Raw genomic sequence first — 15,179 nt, 5'->3', positions numbered from 1 at the left:
GCGAGGTTCTCGGCCCGATCGGCCGGTGTGTGTTGCCGTTCGCAGTTCAGTCGCCGCTGGTGGCGGCGGTCAGGCCGTCGGTCATGGCGGTGGTGTTGGCGCGCATCATCCGCAGATAGGTGTCGGCGCCCTCGCCCTTCGCGGTGAGCGACTCCGAATACAGCTCGACGACCTGGACCTTGCCGCCCAGTTCGGTGCGCAGGACCTCGGCGAGCCGTGCGGGCCGGGAGGAGTCGGCGAACACGGTGCGTACGTTGGCCTTTTGCATCGCCAGGGTGAGCGAGCGGAGGTCGGATGAGCTGGGTGAGGCCAGCGTGGTGCCGCTGGGGATGACCGCGCCGATCACCTTGAAGCCGAAGCGGTCGGCGAGGTAGCCGAAGACGTGGTGGTTGGTCACCAGCGCGCGTTTGTTTTCCGGAACGCGGTCGAAGGACTTCTCCATCCAGCCGGTCAGGTCCGCGAGTTGTTCGCCGTAGCGGGCTGCGTTGGCCCGTATCGCGCTGTCGTCCACACCGTCGACGTGCTCGACCACCTGGTCGGCTAGCAGGCCGGTGGCCTTGCGCACCCGGTCCGGGTCGGTCCAGAAGTGCGGGTCGGGCCGGCCGTCCCCGTCCGCGGGGCCGCCGTCGTCGGCCGAGTGGAAAGTGAGCGGGTCGGCCGCCTCCCCCGCCGCGAAGGTGGCGACGCCGGACTCGCGAGCGGCGTCCACGTGCCGCAGGACGTTCTCCTCGAGCCCCAAACCGTTGTAGACAACCAGGTCGGCCCGTTCCAGCTGGGCGGCCTGCACGGCCGACAGGCCGAAGGAGTGCGGGTCGGCGTTGGGCTTCATCAGGACGGTGACCTCGGCTTCGTCGCCGACGATCTCGCGGGTGATGTCACCGAGGATGTTGGTCGTGACGACGATCCGGGGCTGCTCCTCACCGGTGGTGCAGGCGGAGGCGGCCGCGGCCGTCACCAGGGCGAGCAGGCCCACGATCAGACTGCGCAGCCGCGCCGTGCCCACCCGTACGCGCTGCTTCGCCGCGGCCCCGCTCATCGGCCGGTCTCCGCCATGAGGACCGGCTCGATGTCCAGATCGAAGGAGCGTGCCACGCGCAGGTCGTCGTTGTAGTCGATCTCGAAGACCTTCTTGCCCTTGGGATCATTGACGTAGGCGCGGCTGCGGTCGATCTCGACCACAGGGGCGCCGGAGTCGGTGCCGGAGCGCACCTCTCCGGTCAGGAGCGGCTTGGTTTGCGCGGTCTCCTTGCCGCTGGCGATGTCGTAGCCGTGCAGCGAGCCGTCGGTCTCCAGGACGAGCAGCGGGGACCCCTCCCCCGCGGTGTTGGCCGCGACGACGGGCCCGGTCTCCACCCGGGTCCACTTCCGTTCGGTGACGTCCAGGACCCATACGGCGTCCTTCCCGGCCGGTGCGGTGAGAGTGTCGCTGCCGGGGCGCTGGCGGAAGGAGGCGGCGCGTTCCTTCGCCGGTACGTCCTCGCCGTAGGGAATCTCCTCGGCGGTGAAGGCGCCGTCCTCCTCACGGACGAGCAGCGCGCCGTCGGCACAGCCCAGGACCACGCCGCGTCGGGTGACGGCGTCGCCCCGGGGTTCCTCGCACTCCGCGTCCGGGGAGGCGACGCGCTTGCCGTTGCGGTCGAGCACCACGAGCTTCGTGGTGCTGCCTTCGCCGGCAAAGGCCAGGAGGTGCTCCTCGTACGGCACGACGGCGCCGGAGTAGGTGCCTTTCAGTGTCCGGGAGGACGTGATCTTGCCTTTCTCCAGCTTGCCCCGGTCGTACAGAACGGTCTTCCCGTCCTGGTCGGTCACCGCGGACACCGCCTTGTCGCCGCGCACCTGTGCCCGGCTGCCCACGGGGAGCTCGCCGACGTCCCGTATCGCCGCGCTGTAGTAGTGGACGTGGTCCCCGTGGTCCACCATCCAGGCGCCGCTGTCGAGCACGTGGGTCTTGCCGGATGCGTGGAGGTAGCCGAACCTTCCATCGGTGCCCAGCCGGGCGGCACCCTTCACCTGAGCCGTGTTGTGCACCTTGCCGGTGATGAGGTCGAGCACCCGGCTGCTTCCGCTGTCGGGGTCGTTGAGCAGCAGGCGGGATTGCTGCTCGGCGGCTTCTTGTGCTCCCTCCACGTAGCCGTGCGGGGTGGCGGACGAAGAGCCCTTAGCCGGTCGTGCGTCGTTGCTCTTCTCACCCGAGCAGCTCGTGGTGAGCAATGCGGTGAGTACCAGTGCGGCCGAAGCCCACGGAGTGACGTTTCTGCGGACGGTCATGACGTTCGCCTCAAGCTTCTTTCAGTTGACTTCGAGTGCGGGGGCAGGCGCGAGGCGCGTACGGCGGTGACGCAGGCCGGACACCACGTGGGAAAGGAAGAACAGGCTCACCGCCAGGGCCGAGACGGTCGCGCCGGCGGCGGTGCCCAGGTGCCAGGACAGCAGCAGGCCGCCGAAGGTGGCGGCGGAGCCGAGGAGCGCGGCGAGCGCCATGACCGCGCGGACACTGCGTGCCCACGGCAGGGCCGCCGCGGGCGGGGCGATGAGCAGGCCCAGGACCAGCAGTGTTCCCACGATGTGGAACGAGGCGACGATCGCCAGACCGAGCAGGCCAAGCAGCACGGCGTGGGCCAGGCGCGGGCGCAGCCCCAGGGTCGTCGCCTTGCGTGAGTCGAACGCCAGGGCCAGGAAGGCGCGGTGGCCGAGGACTGACACCACCAGCGCCGCGAGCAGTGCCGCCGCGAGCAGCAAGAGGTCCTGTTGCCGGACGGCGAGGACGTCGCCGAAGAGGAAGCCGGTCAGGTCCACCGCGAAGGACTGCGAGCGCGAAACGATGATCACGCCGAGCGAGAGCATGCCGACGAAGAGCAGCCCGATGCCGGTGTCCTGCGACAGCCTCGGTGTGCGCCCGAGCACGGTGACGCCCGCTGTCATGACAGCCGCACTGGCCACCGCGCCCACCAGCAGGTTCCCGCCGAACAGCGCGGCCAGTGCGACTCCCGGCAGCAGGCCGTGGGACATGGCGTCGCCGAGGAAGGCCATCCCCCTGAGCACCACCCAGGTACCGGCCAGCGCACAAATCGCGGACACCAGGATTCCGCCCCACAGGGCTCGCTGCACGAAGGTGACCTCGAACGGGGCCGTCAACCATTCCATGCCGGGGACACTACAATGAAAATCATGTTCAACAAACCAGTCCCCACGCCCGCCGCTCCCCGGGAACGGATCCCCCACGTACGCTTCACCGACCTGTGCGCCGGCTATCCGGGGCGCCCCGTGCTGCACCAACTCAGCGCCGAGATACCGCAGTTGGCGACCACGGCGCTCGTCGGCCCGAACGGCAGCGGCAAGTCGACCCTGCTCGGCGCCCTCGCCGGTGTGATCCGCCCGACATCCGGTGAACTGCTCCACGCCGGAGACCTGCCGCCCGCCTTCGTGCCGCAGCGCGGCGCCGTCGGCGACACCCTGCCCCTCACCGTCCGGCAGACCGTCCAGATGGGACGCTGGGGCGAGCGCGGACCGTGGCGCAGACTGACCCGCCGGGACCACGCGACCGTGGACGCCGCGCTCGACCGCCTCGGCATCGGCGACCTCGCCGCACGCCAACTGGGAGAACTCTCGGGTGGACAACGCCAACGCGCTCTCATCGCGCAAGGATTGGCGCAGGAATCGGACCTGCTACTACTGGACGAGCCGACCACGGGCCTGGATCCGGAGGCGCGGGAGCGGATCGGGACGCTGCTGACCGCTCTCGTCGCCGACGGCGTGACAGTCGTCCAGGCCACACACGATCTGGAGGCCGCACGCGCGGCGGACGCCTGCCTCCTGCTCCAGGGCGGCCGCCTCGCCGGGCAGGGACACCCCGACCAGGTTCTCACCACGTCGGCGCTGGCCCGGATCTGGCAAACCCTCTGACCCGCCGAGCCGTTACACCGCCCCACCCCGCCCCGTTAACAATGAACACCGTTTTCATGTAGCGTCGGGGTCCACGGTGCAGGCGACGCTGCTGGTCCGTCGACGCGGGCGTGGGCTGGAAAGCCGTACACCCGACCCCCCGATCAGCCCGAACACCATTCCTGTCGAATCCTGTCGAAAGGGCCCCGCCATGGCCGTCCCCAAACGCAAGATGTCCCGGAGCAACACCTACCGGCGCGGCCTGCTGCGCCCGGAGGGTTGAGGGGATGCGGTCGCGACGCCTGCCGGTCACCGTGCTGTCGGGGTTCCTCGGCGCAGGAAAGACGACCCTGCTCAACCATGTCCTCACCAACCGCGAGGGACTGCGCGTGGCGGTGATCGTCAACGACATGAGCGAGATCAACATCGACGCCGCCCTGGTGCGCGGGGGTGAGGCCGCGCTCTCCCGGACCGAGGAGCGGCTGGTGGAGATGACCAATGGCTGCATCTGCTGCACCCTCCGGGACGATCTGCTCCAGGAGGTCGACCGGCTCGCCAGGGAGGGCCGCTTCGACTACCTGCTCATCGAGTCCAGCGGCATCTCCGAGCCGATGCCGGTGGCCGCCACGTTCGCCTTCGCCCGCGACGACGGAGCCACCCTGGACGAGGTGGCATGCCTCGACACCATGGTCACCGTGGTCGACGCGGCCAACTTCCTGACCGAACTGGCAGAAGGTGACGACCTCGCCGAACGCGGACTGGCGCCCTACGAGGACGACGAACGCACCGTCAGCGACCTGCTGATCGACCAGGTCGAGTTCGCCGACGTGCTCGTGCTCAACAAGCTGGACCTGGTCGACGCAGCCGACGCCGACCGGCTTCGCGGGGTACTCACCCGGCTCAACCCCCACGCGCGGCTGATCACCTCGGTGCACGGCCGCGTCGACGCCCGCGATGTCCTCCAGACCGGCCGCTTCGACCTGGAACGCGCCCAGCAGGCACCGGGCTGGGTCCAAGAACTCAACGGCGACCACGTCCCGGAGACCGAGGAGTACGGCATCTCCTCCCTCGTCTTCCGGTCCGCCGCCCCCTTCCACCCCGTCAGGCTCTGGGACTTCGTCACTCGGGAGCTGGACAGCGGATCGCACGGACGCATCCTGCGCTCCAAGGGCTTCTTCACCCTGGCCGGACGCGACGGGGTGACGGGCCTGTGGTCCCAGGCCGGCTCCGTCGCCCGGTTCGAGCCCTCGGGAACGCGGGACGGTGAGGTGCCGTACGCGCAGGAGGTGGTGTTCATCGGTGTCGGCCTGCGGGCGGACACCCTGCGTACCGCCCTGGCCCGGTGCCTCATGGTCGGGGGAGAGCCGGAGCCCGCGTCCGATCCCTTCCCCGGATGGGACACCGGAGAGGTCTGCGAACTCGAGCACGCACACGGATCGCCGCCCCTCGCGACAGCCGTCTGACCCACACGGGGCGGCCGAGCGTGTTCGGGGCGCCCCGCCCGGCCGTCCCCACTGTGACGGAGGCACAGCGATGTACGGAACGACCCGCGGCGAGTGGCGATCCACCCGGCAACGGGCGGCCGTCCTCGCGGCGTTGGCCACCTGCGACGGTTTCACCTCGGCCCAGACCCTGCACGCGGCGCTCACGGCAGACGGGATCGAGGTCGGCCTCACCACCGTCTACCGCACACTCCACCTGCTGGAGACCGCGGGCCAGGTGGACATGGTGCGCGACGGCGACGGCGAACGTCTCTACCGGCCCCGGCCCGCCGATGGTCACCGGCACTATCTGCTGTGCCGACAGTGCGGACTCAGTCTCGCCGTCGACTCCGAGGAGGTCGAGCGGTGGGCGGCCGAGGTCACGCGTTCCACCGGCTTCCACGCCGTGGACCACACTCTCGAACTGACTGGGGTGTGCGACGACTGTCACGCCGGCTGACCGGCCGCACTCCGGCAGAACCAGACTCGGGACCTGCAACTGCACTATGCAGCCCGCTACATGATGACCTCTTGGTCAACATCGACAGCCAATCACTTAGAGTGCTCCCCCTATGAGCACACGTGTTCACATAGGGGGGAGAGACAGGATGCGTCGATTTTTTAGGCTACTCGCGGCATTTTGTGCCGTGATAGCCGGACTGCAGGTGCTTGCCGCGCCATCGGCAGGCGCTGCAGAGGTGTCACAGGACGCCGAGGCAATCGCCAAATCGGCCGGTCAGAAGTGGGCCTTGAAGTCGCTGGCGACCGGGAAGTACGTCTCCGTCGCGCTCCAGGAGACGGACACGCAGTTGCAGTGGCGGCTGCAGGCCCGCGCCGATTCGGTCGGCTCCTGGGAGCGGCTCACGCTGCACACCAATCACAGGGCGAAGACAGTCGGCTTCCGGTCCGAGGTCACCGGATTCTTCGTCACGGCGGAGTTCCAGTACGGCGGGGAACAGAAGGGGATGCTCAGGGCTCGGGGCGCCGGGCTCGGGCTGTGGCAGCAGTTCACACCGGTGTTCTACGCCACGGGGGCGCCGTCGGGGTCACCTGCGGGGTCGCGGGTGCTGGCGTTGAAGGTCAGCGAGACGGACGGCACGACACCGATGTACGTCTCCGCCGACGCGAGCGAAACAGGCGACGGTCTGTTGCGGGCGCGGGCCACCTCGGTCGGCTCCTGGGAGAAGTTCGTTCTGGAACCCGTGACCAGTGCCGGCGGCGGCGCCCTGCCGACGCCGGGCCCGGCGGCCGCATCGACTCTCGACGTGATGTCGTGGAACGTGTGCGCGAACAACAACGACGATTGCGGGTGGAGTGACGAACGCGCCGGTTACGCTGAACTCAACGAGCAGATCCAGAGCCGGCTCAAGGATCCTGATGTCATCTTCTTCCAGGAGTTCTGCGAGAAGCATGCCAAGCGCGTCGAGTGGATGCTCGAAAAACCTGTAGCAGAAGGTGGCACTGGGCGCGGGTGGGATGTGCGCTTCGCCCCCCTCCACCACCAATCGGGCGGTCCCCCGGTCCAGAAACAATGCGCCATGGGGCCCAAGCCCGACAGCGCGGACCGGGGAGCTTACGGCGTGGCCATCGCGGTGCCCGACGAGAACGCCTGGTACAAGCAGCACGCCCTCTCGTCTCCGGACACCTCCGAGTTCGAGGAGCGTTCGGCTCTGTGTGCCGCTCTGCCTTCACGGGCCGTCATGGTGTGCAATGCCCACTTCAGCGCGGGCGGGGCGGACTACGGCGACAAGGACGGGGTGTGGCGCACCAAGCAGGCGAAGGAGCTCGGGGGCATCGTGGCAGAGTACGAGAAGAAGGGTTACCGGGTCGTTTTCGGCGGTGACTTCAACTCCGTACCGCCGGACTACACGCAATCCGATGGCCCCAACACGGTCCTGACCGACACCTACGCGGCGCACCGTGAGTGCGACGAAGGGAGCATCGCCGGGAGCCCCCGGAACGGCGAGGTGACGAAGCCGCTCAGTGGCCGGAAGATCAAGATCGACTACATCTTCGCCCCGGACACCGCACAGTTCACTTCGTGCACTGTCACCCCCGACGCCGGAAAGTCCGATCACTACCCGATCTACGGGACGGTGAGCCTGCCCGGCGCCTGACGGCCACCGGCTCTCGCACGACGTTCGCCCCGTGCGAGAGCCCTGCAGGTCGCCGGATCACCGCCGATGTCCTGCACCCGGCATGCTGCCCGCACCCTCACTCCGCCTTCCTGAACAGCTCCGACATCCGGTCCCCCGCCTCATGGCCGAGCAGCTCCGCCGAGTCCGCCGCCATCAGGCCGACCCGCCCGGCCAGTTCACGGCCGTGGACGTCGACGGCGGCCTCGATGAGCCCGGCGAGCGCCTCCAGGGCGTCGCGGGCGCGGGAGCGGGCGACCGCTGCGCAGCCGACGGCTATCAGTGCGGTCGGCCACCACCAGCAGGCGAGCAGGGCGTAGCCCACGGCCCAGGCGGCGAGGCGGGCGGCGGTGCTGAAGGAGTCGTGCGCCGACTGGATGTGGCGTACGGCGGGTTCGGGGAGGATCAGCCACAGGCGGGGCCAGAGAGCGGCGAGGTCCACGCCGTAGGCGGCCTCTACGCGGTCCGCCGTCGCCTGCATGCGGTCGCCGTACCAGGTGGGGCGGGTGGGCCGGCGCAGCGCCACGCGGTTGCGGGCGTCGGTGAGCGCCTGGATCTGTGCGAAGGACCGTGCCGGGGTCGCCACCGCGTGGCCGTCTTCGGCATCGGTGTACGTGAGGGGGTAGGCCGCATCCAACTCCTGCTCCCTGCGCTCCCACTTGCGCCTGCGCCGGTCGGCAAGGGCGTGCGAGAGCGGGTCGCGTGCGACGCGCAGCCAGTACTGCTCGATCACGCCGCCGAGGAACTGCGCGGCGAGTGAGGCCGCCGTCGCGGTGAGCAGGATGAGTGCGACCACGAGTGCGGCGGTCCCGGTGTGCTCGAGGGCGGGGCGGGCGGCGAGGTCGTCCAGGGTGGTGCGCAGTCGGTCGACGTCGTTCCAGCGGCGGTGTCCCAGGGTGGTGCCGACGGCCGACGCGGCGAGGAAGAGGGCGCCGGGCAGGACCAGCAGGTTCAGCCAGCGTTCGGCGAGTTTGCCGCCCAGGGTGGCGAGGAGAGGGTTCATGCGGGCGGGGTCACTGTGCGGGGCCCAGGCGGCTCTTGTGCATACGGGTGTCGTTGACTGCGCAGTGCGGGGCAGGGCGCAGGTCGCGGGCCCGTGCCACGCGGGTGCACCGGGTCGGTCCCGGGCATACGGCCACCTTGATGTGGGGCGTGACGCCAGGGACTTCCCCGCTCCGGGACCCGTTGACGAGGCCGCGTGCGTCCCCGGTCTGGCGCAGCAGCATGTCCAGGGCATCGAAGCAGGCGGCGAGTTCGTCGGCGTCCGCGCCGGATCGCAGCAGGTCCCGTGCCTGTTCGGCCCTCTCCCGGACTCCCGGCTGCCGCAGGTCCTCCGCCGAGCCGAGCAGGGCGCACAGCGCCGCTGCCGCCCTGCGGTCGGGTCGGGGGAAGCCGGGAGATGCAGTCATGGTCCAAGTGTGCCGTAAATCGTGCAGAGTTACGGGGGAAGTTGACGTGCCGTCGGAGGTGGCGGCCGGGGGGAGCGAAGCCGTGAGGTACGACCGGGAGTGGTTCCTTCAGGCGATTCGCGTGCGCCTGGGCCGGGCCGACAGGGCGGACGGGAGCGTGGATGCGGACGTGGTGTTCGGCCCCGTCGCGGATGCCGAACTCCGGGGGCTGCTGCGCACCTGCGATCCCAGCACCGACATGGAGGCCCGGCACGTGGCCGGCTGGCTCTGCGCCGCCCGGGCGATGGCCGCCCCGTGGGATGACGGCGGGGTCCACGGGGCGATGTCCGGGACGCTGCTCTACCCGGTGTGGGTCGCCGATCCCGGGCTGGTGCCTCCGGAGTTGGCTGCGGGTTACGCGTCGAACGATCCCGCCGTGCACCCCGACCCGGCGAACGCCGACGGCCCCCACGAGTGGGCGGCCCAGGTCGCCGCGTTCGAGATCGTCATGCAGGGGCGGCAGCACAACCCGCCGCCGGGCGCGCCCGAGGACGTGCGCCGACTCCACGAATTGGCCATGGTGGTGGACGCCATGCCGCTCTCGCCCGACGCCAAGCGCGCCAGCTCGATCGGGCTCGGCAGCCTCGCCGTCCTCGCGACCCCGGAGTACGACCCCTGGTTCCCGGGCCGGCTCAGAGGTGTGGCCGCCATTGTGACCCTCACGGGGGCGACCTGGCCGTTCGGGGACCTGTCGGACGCGGATCCGGTCCGGTTCATCCGCCGTGCCCTCAAGCGGATCCCGGCCGACTCCCCCGAACGGCCCCGCGTTCTCGGCGGTCTGGGCCGCCGTGTCCTGGACCGCTACCTGGACTCTCACGATGCCGAAGACTTGCACGAGGCGGCGGGCATCGCGCGCGACGTGCTGGCCCAACTGCCGTACGGCGACTCGTATTTACCCCCCGGCTTGAGCGCCTTGGGGTCAGCACTGGTGTTGTTGCGGCAGGTGGAGGGGGCGACGCCCGAGGAGTGCGACGAGGTGGTGGACGTGTGCCGCCGAGCTGTCGCCGGCCATCCCAAAGGGCTCACGACGGCAGGCCACGACCTGGGCATGGCGCTCGTCCTCAGGGCGCACCACACCGGCCGCGCGGCGGATCTGGACGAGGCGATCTCCGTCTTCACCGAGGCCCTGCGAACGGCAGAGAATACGGGTGAGACCGCCGCCCTGCGCAACGCACTGAGCAACGCTCTGCGCGCCCGCTCCGTCGCGACCGGCTCCCGGGCCGATCTGGACGAGGCGCTCGCCCTCACCGACCGCTCCCTCACCTCCCGGGAGACGACGGACGGCCCGCAACTGCCCCTCATCGCTCCCGCGATGGCCCTCTACAACCGCTACCTCCTCGACCCGCCGGCGAACGGGGCGGATCTGGACGAGGCGCTGCGCCAACTGCGGCGCGCCGAGGAGCTCATGCCGCCGGGCCACCCGGACCGTCCCGCAGCGCTCGACGACCTGGGCCTGGTCCTGATGGCCTGCTATCAACGCTCAGGAAGGTCGCAGGAACTGAACCAGGCCGTGCTGGCTCATCGGGAGTCGGTGGCACTCACCCGGGAGGGACACGGGACGCTGGGACTGCGGCTGCTCAACCTCAGCGCCGCCTTGAGTCTGCGGCACCGGCTGACCGAGGACGGCGACGACCTGCGCGAGACCCGGGAGTGCCGGCAACGGGCCTTCGAACTGCCCGGCATGGGCCCCGCACACCGGGCGGCGCTGCTGAGTTCGATCGGGCTCAGCCTCATGGCAGGCAGCGAGCGTGACCCCGACCCCGTGGCCCGGCTCGACGAGGCGGTAGGGCTGCTGAGGGAGGCGCTCGCCCTCACTCCGCCGGGCGACCCGAGGCTGTCCCGGCGCCGCCAGGGCCTCGCCGCCGCCCTGATGAGCCGCGTCTCACACACGCTGCAATTCGACGGTGCCCGCGAGGCCCGCGAGCTGACCGACGCGGTGATCGCGGCGCTGCCCCCGAGCTCCCCCGACCTGCCCGGTGCCCTCACGGTGGCCGCGGGCGCACGGCGCCTGAACCCCCGAATCCTGCTGTCGTCGTCCGCCCGGGACGACGTGGTCGCGCTGTATCGCCGGGCGCTCGAGGCTACTCCGCCCGGCCACCCCACGAGCACGCAGCGCCTGTCGAACCTCGGCGCTGCCCTGCGCGACCTGGGGCCCCGCCGCCGTCGCCGTCAGGCCGACCTGGTCGAAGCGGCCGAGCGGTTCCAGCAGGCGGCCCTGGAGCAGCAGTGCGCGCCCGTCCTGCGTCTGGACGCCGCCCGGTCCTGGGGCGAAGTCCGGGCGGAACTGGGTGATTGGGGCGGCGCCCTGGACGGCTACGTCGTGGCGGTCGACCTGCTGCAGTCGGTCGCGCCCCGTCATCTCGTCCGCGACGACCAGGAGTTCCTGCTGAGCCGTACCGTAGGCCTCGGCGCCGCTGCCGCTGCCTGCGCGGTGCGCTGCGGCCGGCCCGGGCTCGCGGTCGGACTGCTCGAACAGGCAAGGGGCGTGATCCTCTCCCATGCCTTCGACGCCGACAGCGATCTGACGCGGCTCCGGGAGAGTGCCCCCGGCCTCGCCGACCGCTTCGAGGAGCTCCGAGAAGCCCTCGACACGGCGACCGACAGCCAGGGGTTCCTGTCGGAGGAACCGTCCGGTCCTGCCGACGCCCCCACCGGCGCCCCAGCCGACGCCCGCGCCGATGTACGGCAGCAACTGGCCGCCGAGTGGCGGGACCTCACCGCCCGAATCCGCGCCGAGCACCCCGAACTGGGCCTGCTGCGTCCGGTGCGCGACTGGGACGAGGACGAACTGCGCGCCACGGCCGCGGCGGGCCCGGTGGTCCTGGTCAACGTCTCCCCTTACGGCAGCGACGCCCTGATCGTCACCGAGCACTCCATCGACGCCGTGCCGCTCCCGGGCCTCGACCCACGGACGACGGCGACACGTCGGCAGACCTTCCAGGACGCACTGCTGCGCATCGAAACACCCGGCATCTCCCGCAAGCAGTCGCAGCGCGCGCAGCAGGACGTACGCGAAACCCTCGCCTGGTTGTGGCAGGCGGTCACCGGCCCGGTCCTCGACCGTCTTCCCGCGGCCACCCGTGTGTGGTGGTCGCCCGGCGGCCTCCTGGGCACACTGCCGCTGCACGCGGCGGCGCCCGCCGGCGCCGCTCCTGGCGCCCTGGACCGGGTGGTGTCCTCCTACACGCCGACCCTGCGTGCCCTGCACCATGCCCGGCGACGCGCCGCCCGCCCGGCGGGCACCGCAACCCTCGTCGTCAGCGTCGCGCAGGCCACCGGACAGGCCCCGCTCCCCGGCGCACGCCGCGAGGCCGAGCACCTGGCCCGCCTGCTCCCCCACACCACGCTCCTTGCGGACGCCTCCGCCACACACACCGCGGTCGTCTCGGCCCTGCCCCGCCACGCCTACGCCCACTTCGCCTGCCACGCACTGGGCGACCTGCAACGCGCCTCCGGCAGCCGGCTCCTCCTGCACGACCACAACGAACACCCGCTGACCGTGCGCGACCTGGCCCGACAGCGGCTGCCGTCGGTCCAGCTCGCCTACCTGTCCGCCTGCGACACCCTGCGCACCAGCCCCGAACTCGCCGACGAGGCCGTCCATATCGTCAGCGCCTTCCAGATGGCCGGCTTCCCCCATGTCGTCGGCTCCCTGTGGCACGTCGACGACGTGATCGGGGCGCAAGTCGCGCTCAGCGTGTACGAGACCCTGAACAGGGACGACGGCACCCTCGACGTCGCCCGCACGGCCGAGGCACTGCACCGCGCCGTCCTCACCCTGCGCGACACCTATCCCCAGACGCCCACCCTGTGGGCGTGCCAGGTGCACGCGGGACCCTGATCTGGTCCTCGCTGAATACACCTGGGCTACTTACACCGGAAGATTGAACAGATTCGACCGCTTTGTTGAGTTTTCGAATGTTCTATTGCGTTCTGTCGGTGGTGGGGAGGACGCTGCGGGCGCACGGAATGCCGTGGCGCTTGGAGGCTTGGTGAAGACAGCCCGATGCACGGTGGTACCTACGGTGGCGCTCTGCGCCCTTCTCACCCTCGGCGGCTGCGGTGAGGACGAGGGCGGGGCAGACGACACGTCGGCGGGGCCCGGCACCTCCGTCGGCGGCGGCCCCGGCGATCAGAGGCCAGGCATCCCGGCCGCGCTGATCGGAAGCTGGAGCGGTGGCATCACCGACGGCTACCGGTCCTCCGTCTACAGCTTCAATGGGGACGGAAAGTACAGCATGGACATCAAAGACGTACGCATCACCGGCCGCTTCTCGGTCAGCGGAAACCAGCTCACGACGTATCCGGACGCGGGAATGGGACACACGTACCAGTGGGGCATCGGGCAGGACGGCTACTTGTACCTCGATGGCGAGAGTTACGTGCCGTTCAACTGAGGCCACGCAGGTGGCCGGGAACTCCTCGTACGGCTCTTGTCGTCAGGCAGGGCGTCGCACCCGCTCAGCGATCCCTCGGGTCAGCTTCAGGTGATCGTCCTCCAGGTTCCACTTCCCCTTCTGGTACGCGTGATTGCTCACCCAGAACACCATGATCCCGTCGCGGCGGAACTCCGCGGCCATCGCCAGCGACCAGTCGTTGCCCCCGTCGTGCCAGGCGACCCGGCCGTCCTTGGAGTCGACGACGACCCAGCCGTAGCCATAGGCCCCTTCAAGCTCCGGCACCCGTACCTGCGGGGCGAACAGTTTGCGCTTCGCGGCCGCGGACAGGACGCTGTCGCCGGTAAGGGCACGATGCCAGCGGAACATGTCCCGGGCGGTGGAGAGCATCCCGCCGTTGCCGCGCAGATTCCAGGACGGCCCGTCGGGCGCCCACGGATGGTCCATCGGCCGTCCCTGCGGGCGCCCGTGGCGGTCGTACTCGACGGCGACCTGCTCGCGCTTCCACGCGGGCAGCACGTAGCCGGTGCGGGTCATTCCGGCGGGCCGGAACAGGTTCTCGGAGAGGTAGCGTTCGTAGCTCTGGCCCGAGACCCTCTCGACGATCGCGGCGAGCACGCTGTAGCCGGGATTCGAATAGTGGAACTCCTTGCCGGGAGCCGACTGCAGACGGGCCTTCATCACCCGGGCCAGCAGTTCCGTGCGCGACAGCGGGTCGTAGTCGTCGCCGAGCGTTTCGGGCAGGCCCGCGGTGTGGGTCAGGAGCTGGTGCAGGGTGATGGCCCGCTTGTCCCTGGGGACGGAGCCGAGATGCGCACCGATCCGGTCGCTCACCCGGAGCTTGCCGCTCATCTCCAGCTTCAGGATCGCGGCGGCGGTGAACTGCTTCGTGATCGACATGACGTCGTACACGGTGTCGCAGGTCGCGGGGGTCTTCGCCGCGCGGTCGGCGAGTCCGCGCCCCGCGCAGTGCTTGAGCTCGCCCCCTCGGGCGGCGGCCACGGTGAGGCCGGCCCCCCGGGGCAGTACCCGGTCGAGGTAGCGGTCGACGTCCGGGTCCGCCGGGTTCCGGCTTGCCGGGGTCTCTCTCGCCTTCCCGCCGCCGGGCCCTGTTCCGGCCACGGTGTGCACGTCCGAGCATCCGACGAGGGTGAGTACGAGTAACAGAGCGAGGGAACCGACGCGGCCCACGTATGCCTCCAAGACAACGACGACAGATGTGAGACCAAGGCTGATCGCCGCTCCCGGGCTCGTTCAACGGATGAGCTGTTCGAGCTTGTGCGAGTTCCCGTATACACAGGTCAGCGACGCACACCGGAACCGGAGGGACCCGCATGACGCCACCGCCCGTGCCACCCCGCACCGCCCAAACGCCCGCGTTCATGGCGGAGTTGCGCCGCCTCAAGGCCTGGTCGGGCCTCAGCTACCGGGAGCTGGAGCGCGCGGCTGCCACGGCGGGTGAGGTGCTGCCGTATTCGACGGCCGCGACCATGCTGCGCCGGGACCGCCTGCCCCGCGAGACCGTCCTCGTCGCCTTCGTCGTCGCGTGCGGTCTCGACGCCGACGACACCCGGCGCTGGGTAGCCGCTCGCCGGGAACTGGCGATGGGCGCCCAGCCACCCGCACCACTCACACCACCCACCACACCACCCGCCATACCTGCCGCGGAGCCGCCCGTGCGGCGACGCCGGCCGCGCTTGCCGCTCGCGGTTCTCGGCGCGGCGACGGCCGTCGCCATCCTCGTCGGCGCCAGCGCGGCGGCCGTCGGCACCACGACCGTGCAGGAAGAGCAGACGGAGGTCAGCACACAGCAGCCATGAGAGAGCCACTTCCGAT

Annotated in this window: 13 protein-coding genes; 7 read left to right on the top strand and 6 right to left on the bottom strand. The window is 70.5% G+C overall.

Annotation, left to right across the window (positions count from 1 at the left end; genetic code table 11):
• Window positions 1-46: 46 nt before the first annotated feature.
• Genes aztC through aztB form a run of 3 tightly spaced genes read right to left on the bottom strand, consistent with a single transcriptional unit; the run spans window position 47 to window position 3,144 of the window.
• Window positions 47-1,036: a zinc ABC transporter substrate-binding protein AztC gene (aztC, locus tag ACWFR3_RS13630; protein ID WP_453734723.1), complete on the bottom strand. Its 990-nt coding sequence runs from the start codon at window positions 1,034-1,036 to the stop codon at window positions 47-49.
• Complete coding sequence (locus tag ACWFR3_RS13625; protein WP_453734722.1) at window positions 1,033-2,268, bottom strand: hypothetical protein; 1,236 nt, start codon at window positions 2,266-2,268, stop codon at window positions 1,033-1,035. Before ACWFR3_RS13625 ends, aztC begins: the two co-directional genes overlap by 4 nt.
• 21 nt (window positions 2,269-2,289) lie before the next feature.
• Window positions 2,290-3,144 carry a zinc ABC transporter permease AztB gene (aztB, locus tag ACWFR3_RS13620; protein ID WP_453734721.1) on the bottom strand — a complete coding sequence of 285 codons (855 nt, stop codon included), beginning with the start codon at window positions 3,142-3,144 and terminating at the stop codon, window positions 2,290-2,292.
• A gap of 15 nt (window positions 3,145-3,159) precedes the next feature.
• Between aztB and aztA the strand changes: the two genes are divergently transcribed.
• From aztA to ACWFR3_RS13600, 4 genes are all read left to right on the top strand, one after another.
• The gene (gene aztA, locus ACWFR3_RS13615; protein WP_453734720.1) at window positions 3,160-3,903 is read left to right on the top strand and encodes a zinc ABC transporter ATP-binding protein AztA; all 744 of its coding nucleotides are present in this window, start codon (window positions 3,160-3,162) and stop codon (window positions 3,901-3,903) included.
• A gap of 266 nt (window positions 3,904-4,169) precedes the next feature.
• On the top strand, window positions 4,170-5,345 hold the full coding sequence (locus ACWFR3_RS13610) for a GTP-binding protein (RefSeq protein WP_453734719.1): 1,176 nt from the start codon (window positions 4,170-4,172) through the stop codon (window positions 5,343-5,345).
• A 70-nt stretch (window positions 5,346-5,415) separates the two neighbouring features.
• Window positions 5,416-5,823 (top strand): Fur family transcriptional regulator, encoded by a 408-nt coding sequence (locus ACWFR3_RS13605; protein ID WP_453734718.1) that lies wholly within the window; start codon window positions 5,416-5,418, stop codon window positions 5,821-5,823.
• A 112-nt stretch (window positions 5,824-5,935) separates the two neighbouring features.
• On the top strand, window positions 5,936-7,480 hold the full coding sequence (locus tag ACWFR3_RS13600) for an endonuclease/exonuclease/phosphatase family protein (RefSeq protein WP_453734717.1): 1,545 nt from the start codon (window positions 5,936-5,938) through the stop codon (window positions 7,478-7,480).
• Window positions 7,481-7,577: 97 nt separating this feature from the next.
• Here ACWFR3_RS13600 and ACWFR3_RS13595 read toward each other — a convergent pair whose 3' ends face one another.
• Together ACWFR3_RS13595 and ACWFR3_RS13590 are read right to left on the bottom strand one after the other, a co-directional pair.
• The gene (locus ACWFR3_RS13595; RefSeq protein WP_453734716.1) at window positions 7,578-8,501 is read right to left on the bottom strand and encodes a hypothetical protein; all 924 of its coding nucleotides are present in this window, start codon (window positions 8,499-8,501) and stop codon (window positions 7,578-7,580) included.
• Window positions 8,502-8,511: 10 nt separating this feature from the next.
• Complete coding sequence (locus ACWFR3_RS13590) at window positions 8,512-8,907, bottom strand: hypothetical protein (protein ID WP_453734715.1); 396 nt, start codon at window positions 8,905-8,907, stop codon at window positions 8,512-8,514.
• Window positions 8,908-8,989: 82 nt separating this feature from the next.
• Between ACWFR3_RS13590 and ACWFR3_RS13585 the strand changes: the two genes are divergently transcribed.
• Both ACWFR3_RS13585 and ACWFR3_RS13580 read left to right on the top strand, forming a co-directional pair.
• Window positions 8,990-12,787, top strand: a complete 3,798-nt coding sequence (locus tag ACWFR3_RS13585; RefSeq protein ID WP_453734714.1) for a CHAT domain-containing protein — start codon at window positions 8,990-8,992, stop codon at window positions 12,785-12,787.
• A gap of 151 nt (window positions 12,788-12,938) precedes the next feature.
• Window positions 12,939-13,343: a DUF5640 domain-containing protein gene (locus ACWFR3_RS13580; protein WP_453734713.1), complete on the top strand. Its 405-nt coding sequence runs from the start codon at window positions 12,939-12,941 to the stop codon at window positions 13,341-13,343.
• Window positions 13,344-13,385: 42 nt separating this feature from the next.
• Here the strand turns inward: ACWFR3_RS13580 and ACWFR3_RS13575 are convergent, their stop codons facing one another.
• The gene (locus ACWFR3_RS13575; protein WP_453734712.1) at window positions 13,386-14,546 is read right to left on the bottom strand and encodes a serine hydrolase domain-containing protein; all 1,161 of its coding nucleotides are present in this window, start codon (window positions 14,544-14,546) and stop codon (window positions 13,386-13,388) included.
• A gap of 131 nt (window positions 14,547-14,677) precedes the next feature.
• Between ACWFR3_RS13575 and ACWFR3_RS13570 the strand changes: the two genes are divergently transcribed.
• Window positions 14,678-15,163: a hypothetical protein gene (locus ACWFR3_RS13570; protein WP_453734711.1), complete on the top strand. Its 486-nt coding sequence runs from the start codon at window positions 14,678-14,680 to the stop codon at window positions 15,161-15,163.
• Window positions 15,164-15,179 lie beyond the last annotated feature (16 nt).

It is taken from the genome of Streptomyces sp. NPDC055189 (genome assembly GCF_053606765.1).
This window is presented reverse-complemented; position numbering and strand designations above follow the sequence as displayed.

Coding starts and splice junctions, on each gene's coding strand:
- aztC (WP_453734723.1), bottom strand. CDS start 1,036: ATGAGCGGGGCCGCGGCGAAGCAGCGCGTACGGGTGGGCACGGCGCGG.
- ACWFR3_RS13625 (WP_453734722.1), bottom strand. CDS start 2,268: ATGACCGTCCGCAGAAACGTCACTCCGTGGGCTTCGGCCGCACTGGTA.
- aztB (WP_453734721.1), bottom strand. CDS start 3,144: ATGGAATGGTTGACGGCCCCGTTCGAGGTCACCTTCGTGCAGCGAGCC.
- aztA (WP_453734720.1), top strand. CDS start 3,160: ATGAAAATCATGTTCAACAAACCAGTCCCCACGCCCGCCGCTCCCCGG.
- ACWFR3_RS13610 (WP_453734719.1), top strand. CDS start 4,170: ATGCGGTCGCGACGCCTGCCGGTCACCGTGCTGTCGGGGTTCCTCGGC.
- ACWFR3_RS13605 (WP_453734718.1), top strand. CDS start 5,416: ATGTACGGAACGACCCGCGGCGAGTGGCGATCCACCCGGCAACGGGCG.
- ACWFR3_RS13600 (WP_453734717.1), top strand. CDS start 5,936: ATGAGCACACGTGTTCACATAGGGGGGAGAGACAGGATGCGTCGATTT.
- ACWFR3_RS13595 (WP_453734716.1), bottom strand. CDS start 8,501: ATGAACCCTCTCCTCGCCACCCTGGGCGGCAAACTCGCCGAACGCTGG.
- ACWFR3_RS13590 (WP_453734715.1), bottom strand. CDS start 8,907: ATGACTGCATCTCCCGGCTTCCCCCGACCCGACCGCAGGGCGGCAGCG.
- ACWFR3_RS13570 (WP_453734711.1), top strand. CDS start 14,678: ATGACGCCACCGCCCGTGCCACCCCGCACCGCCCAAACGCCCGCGTTC.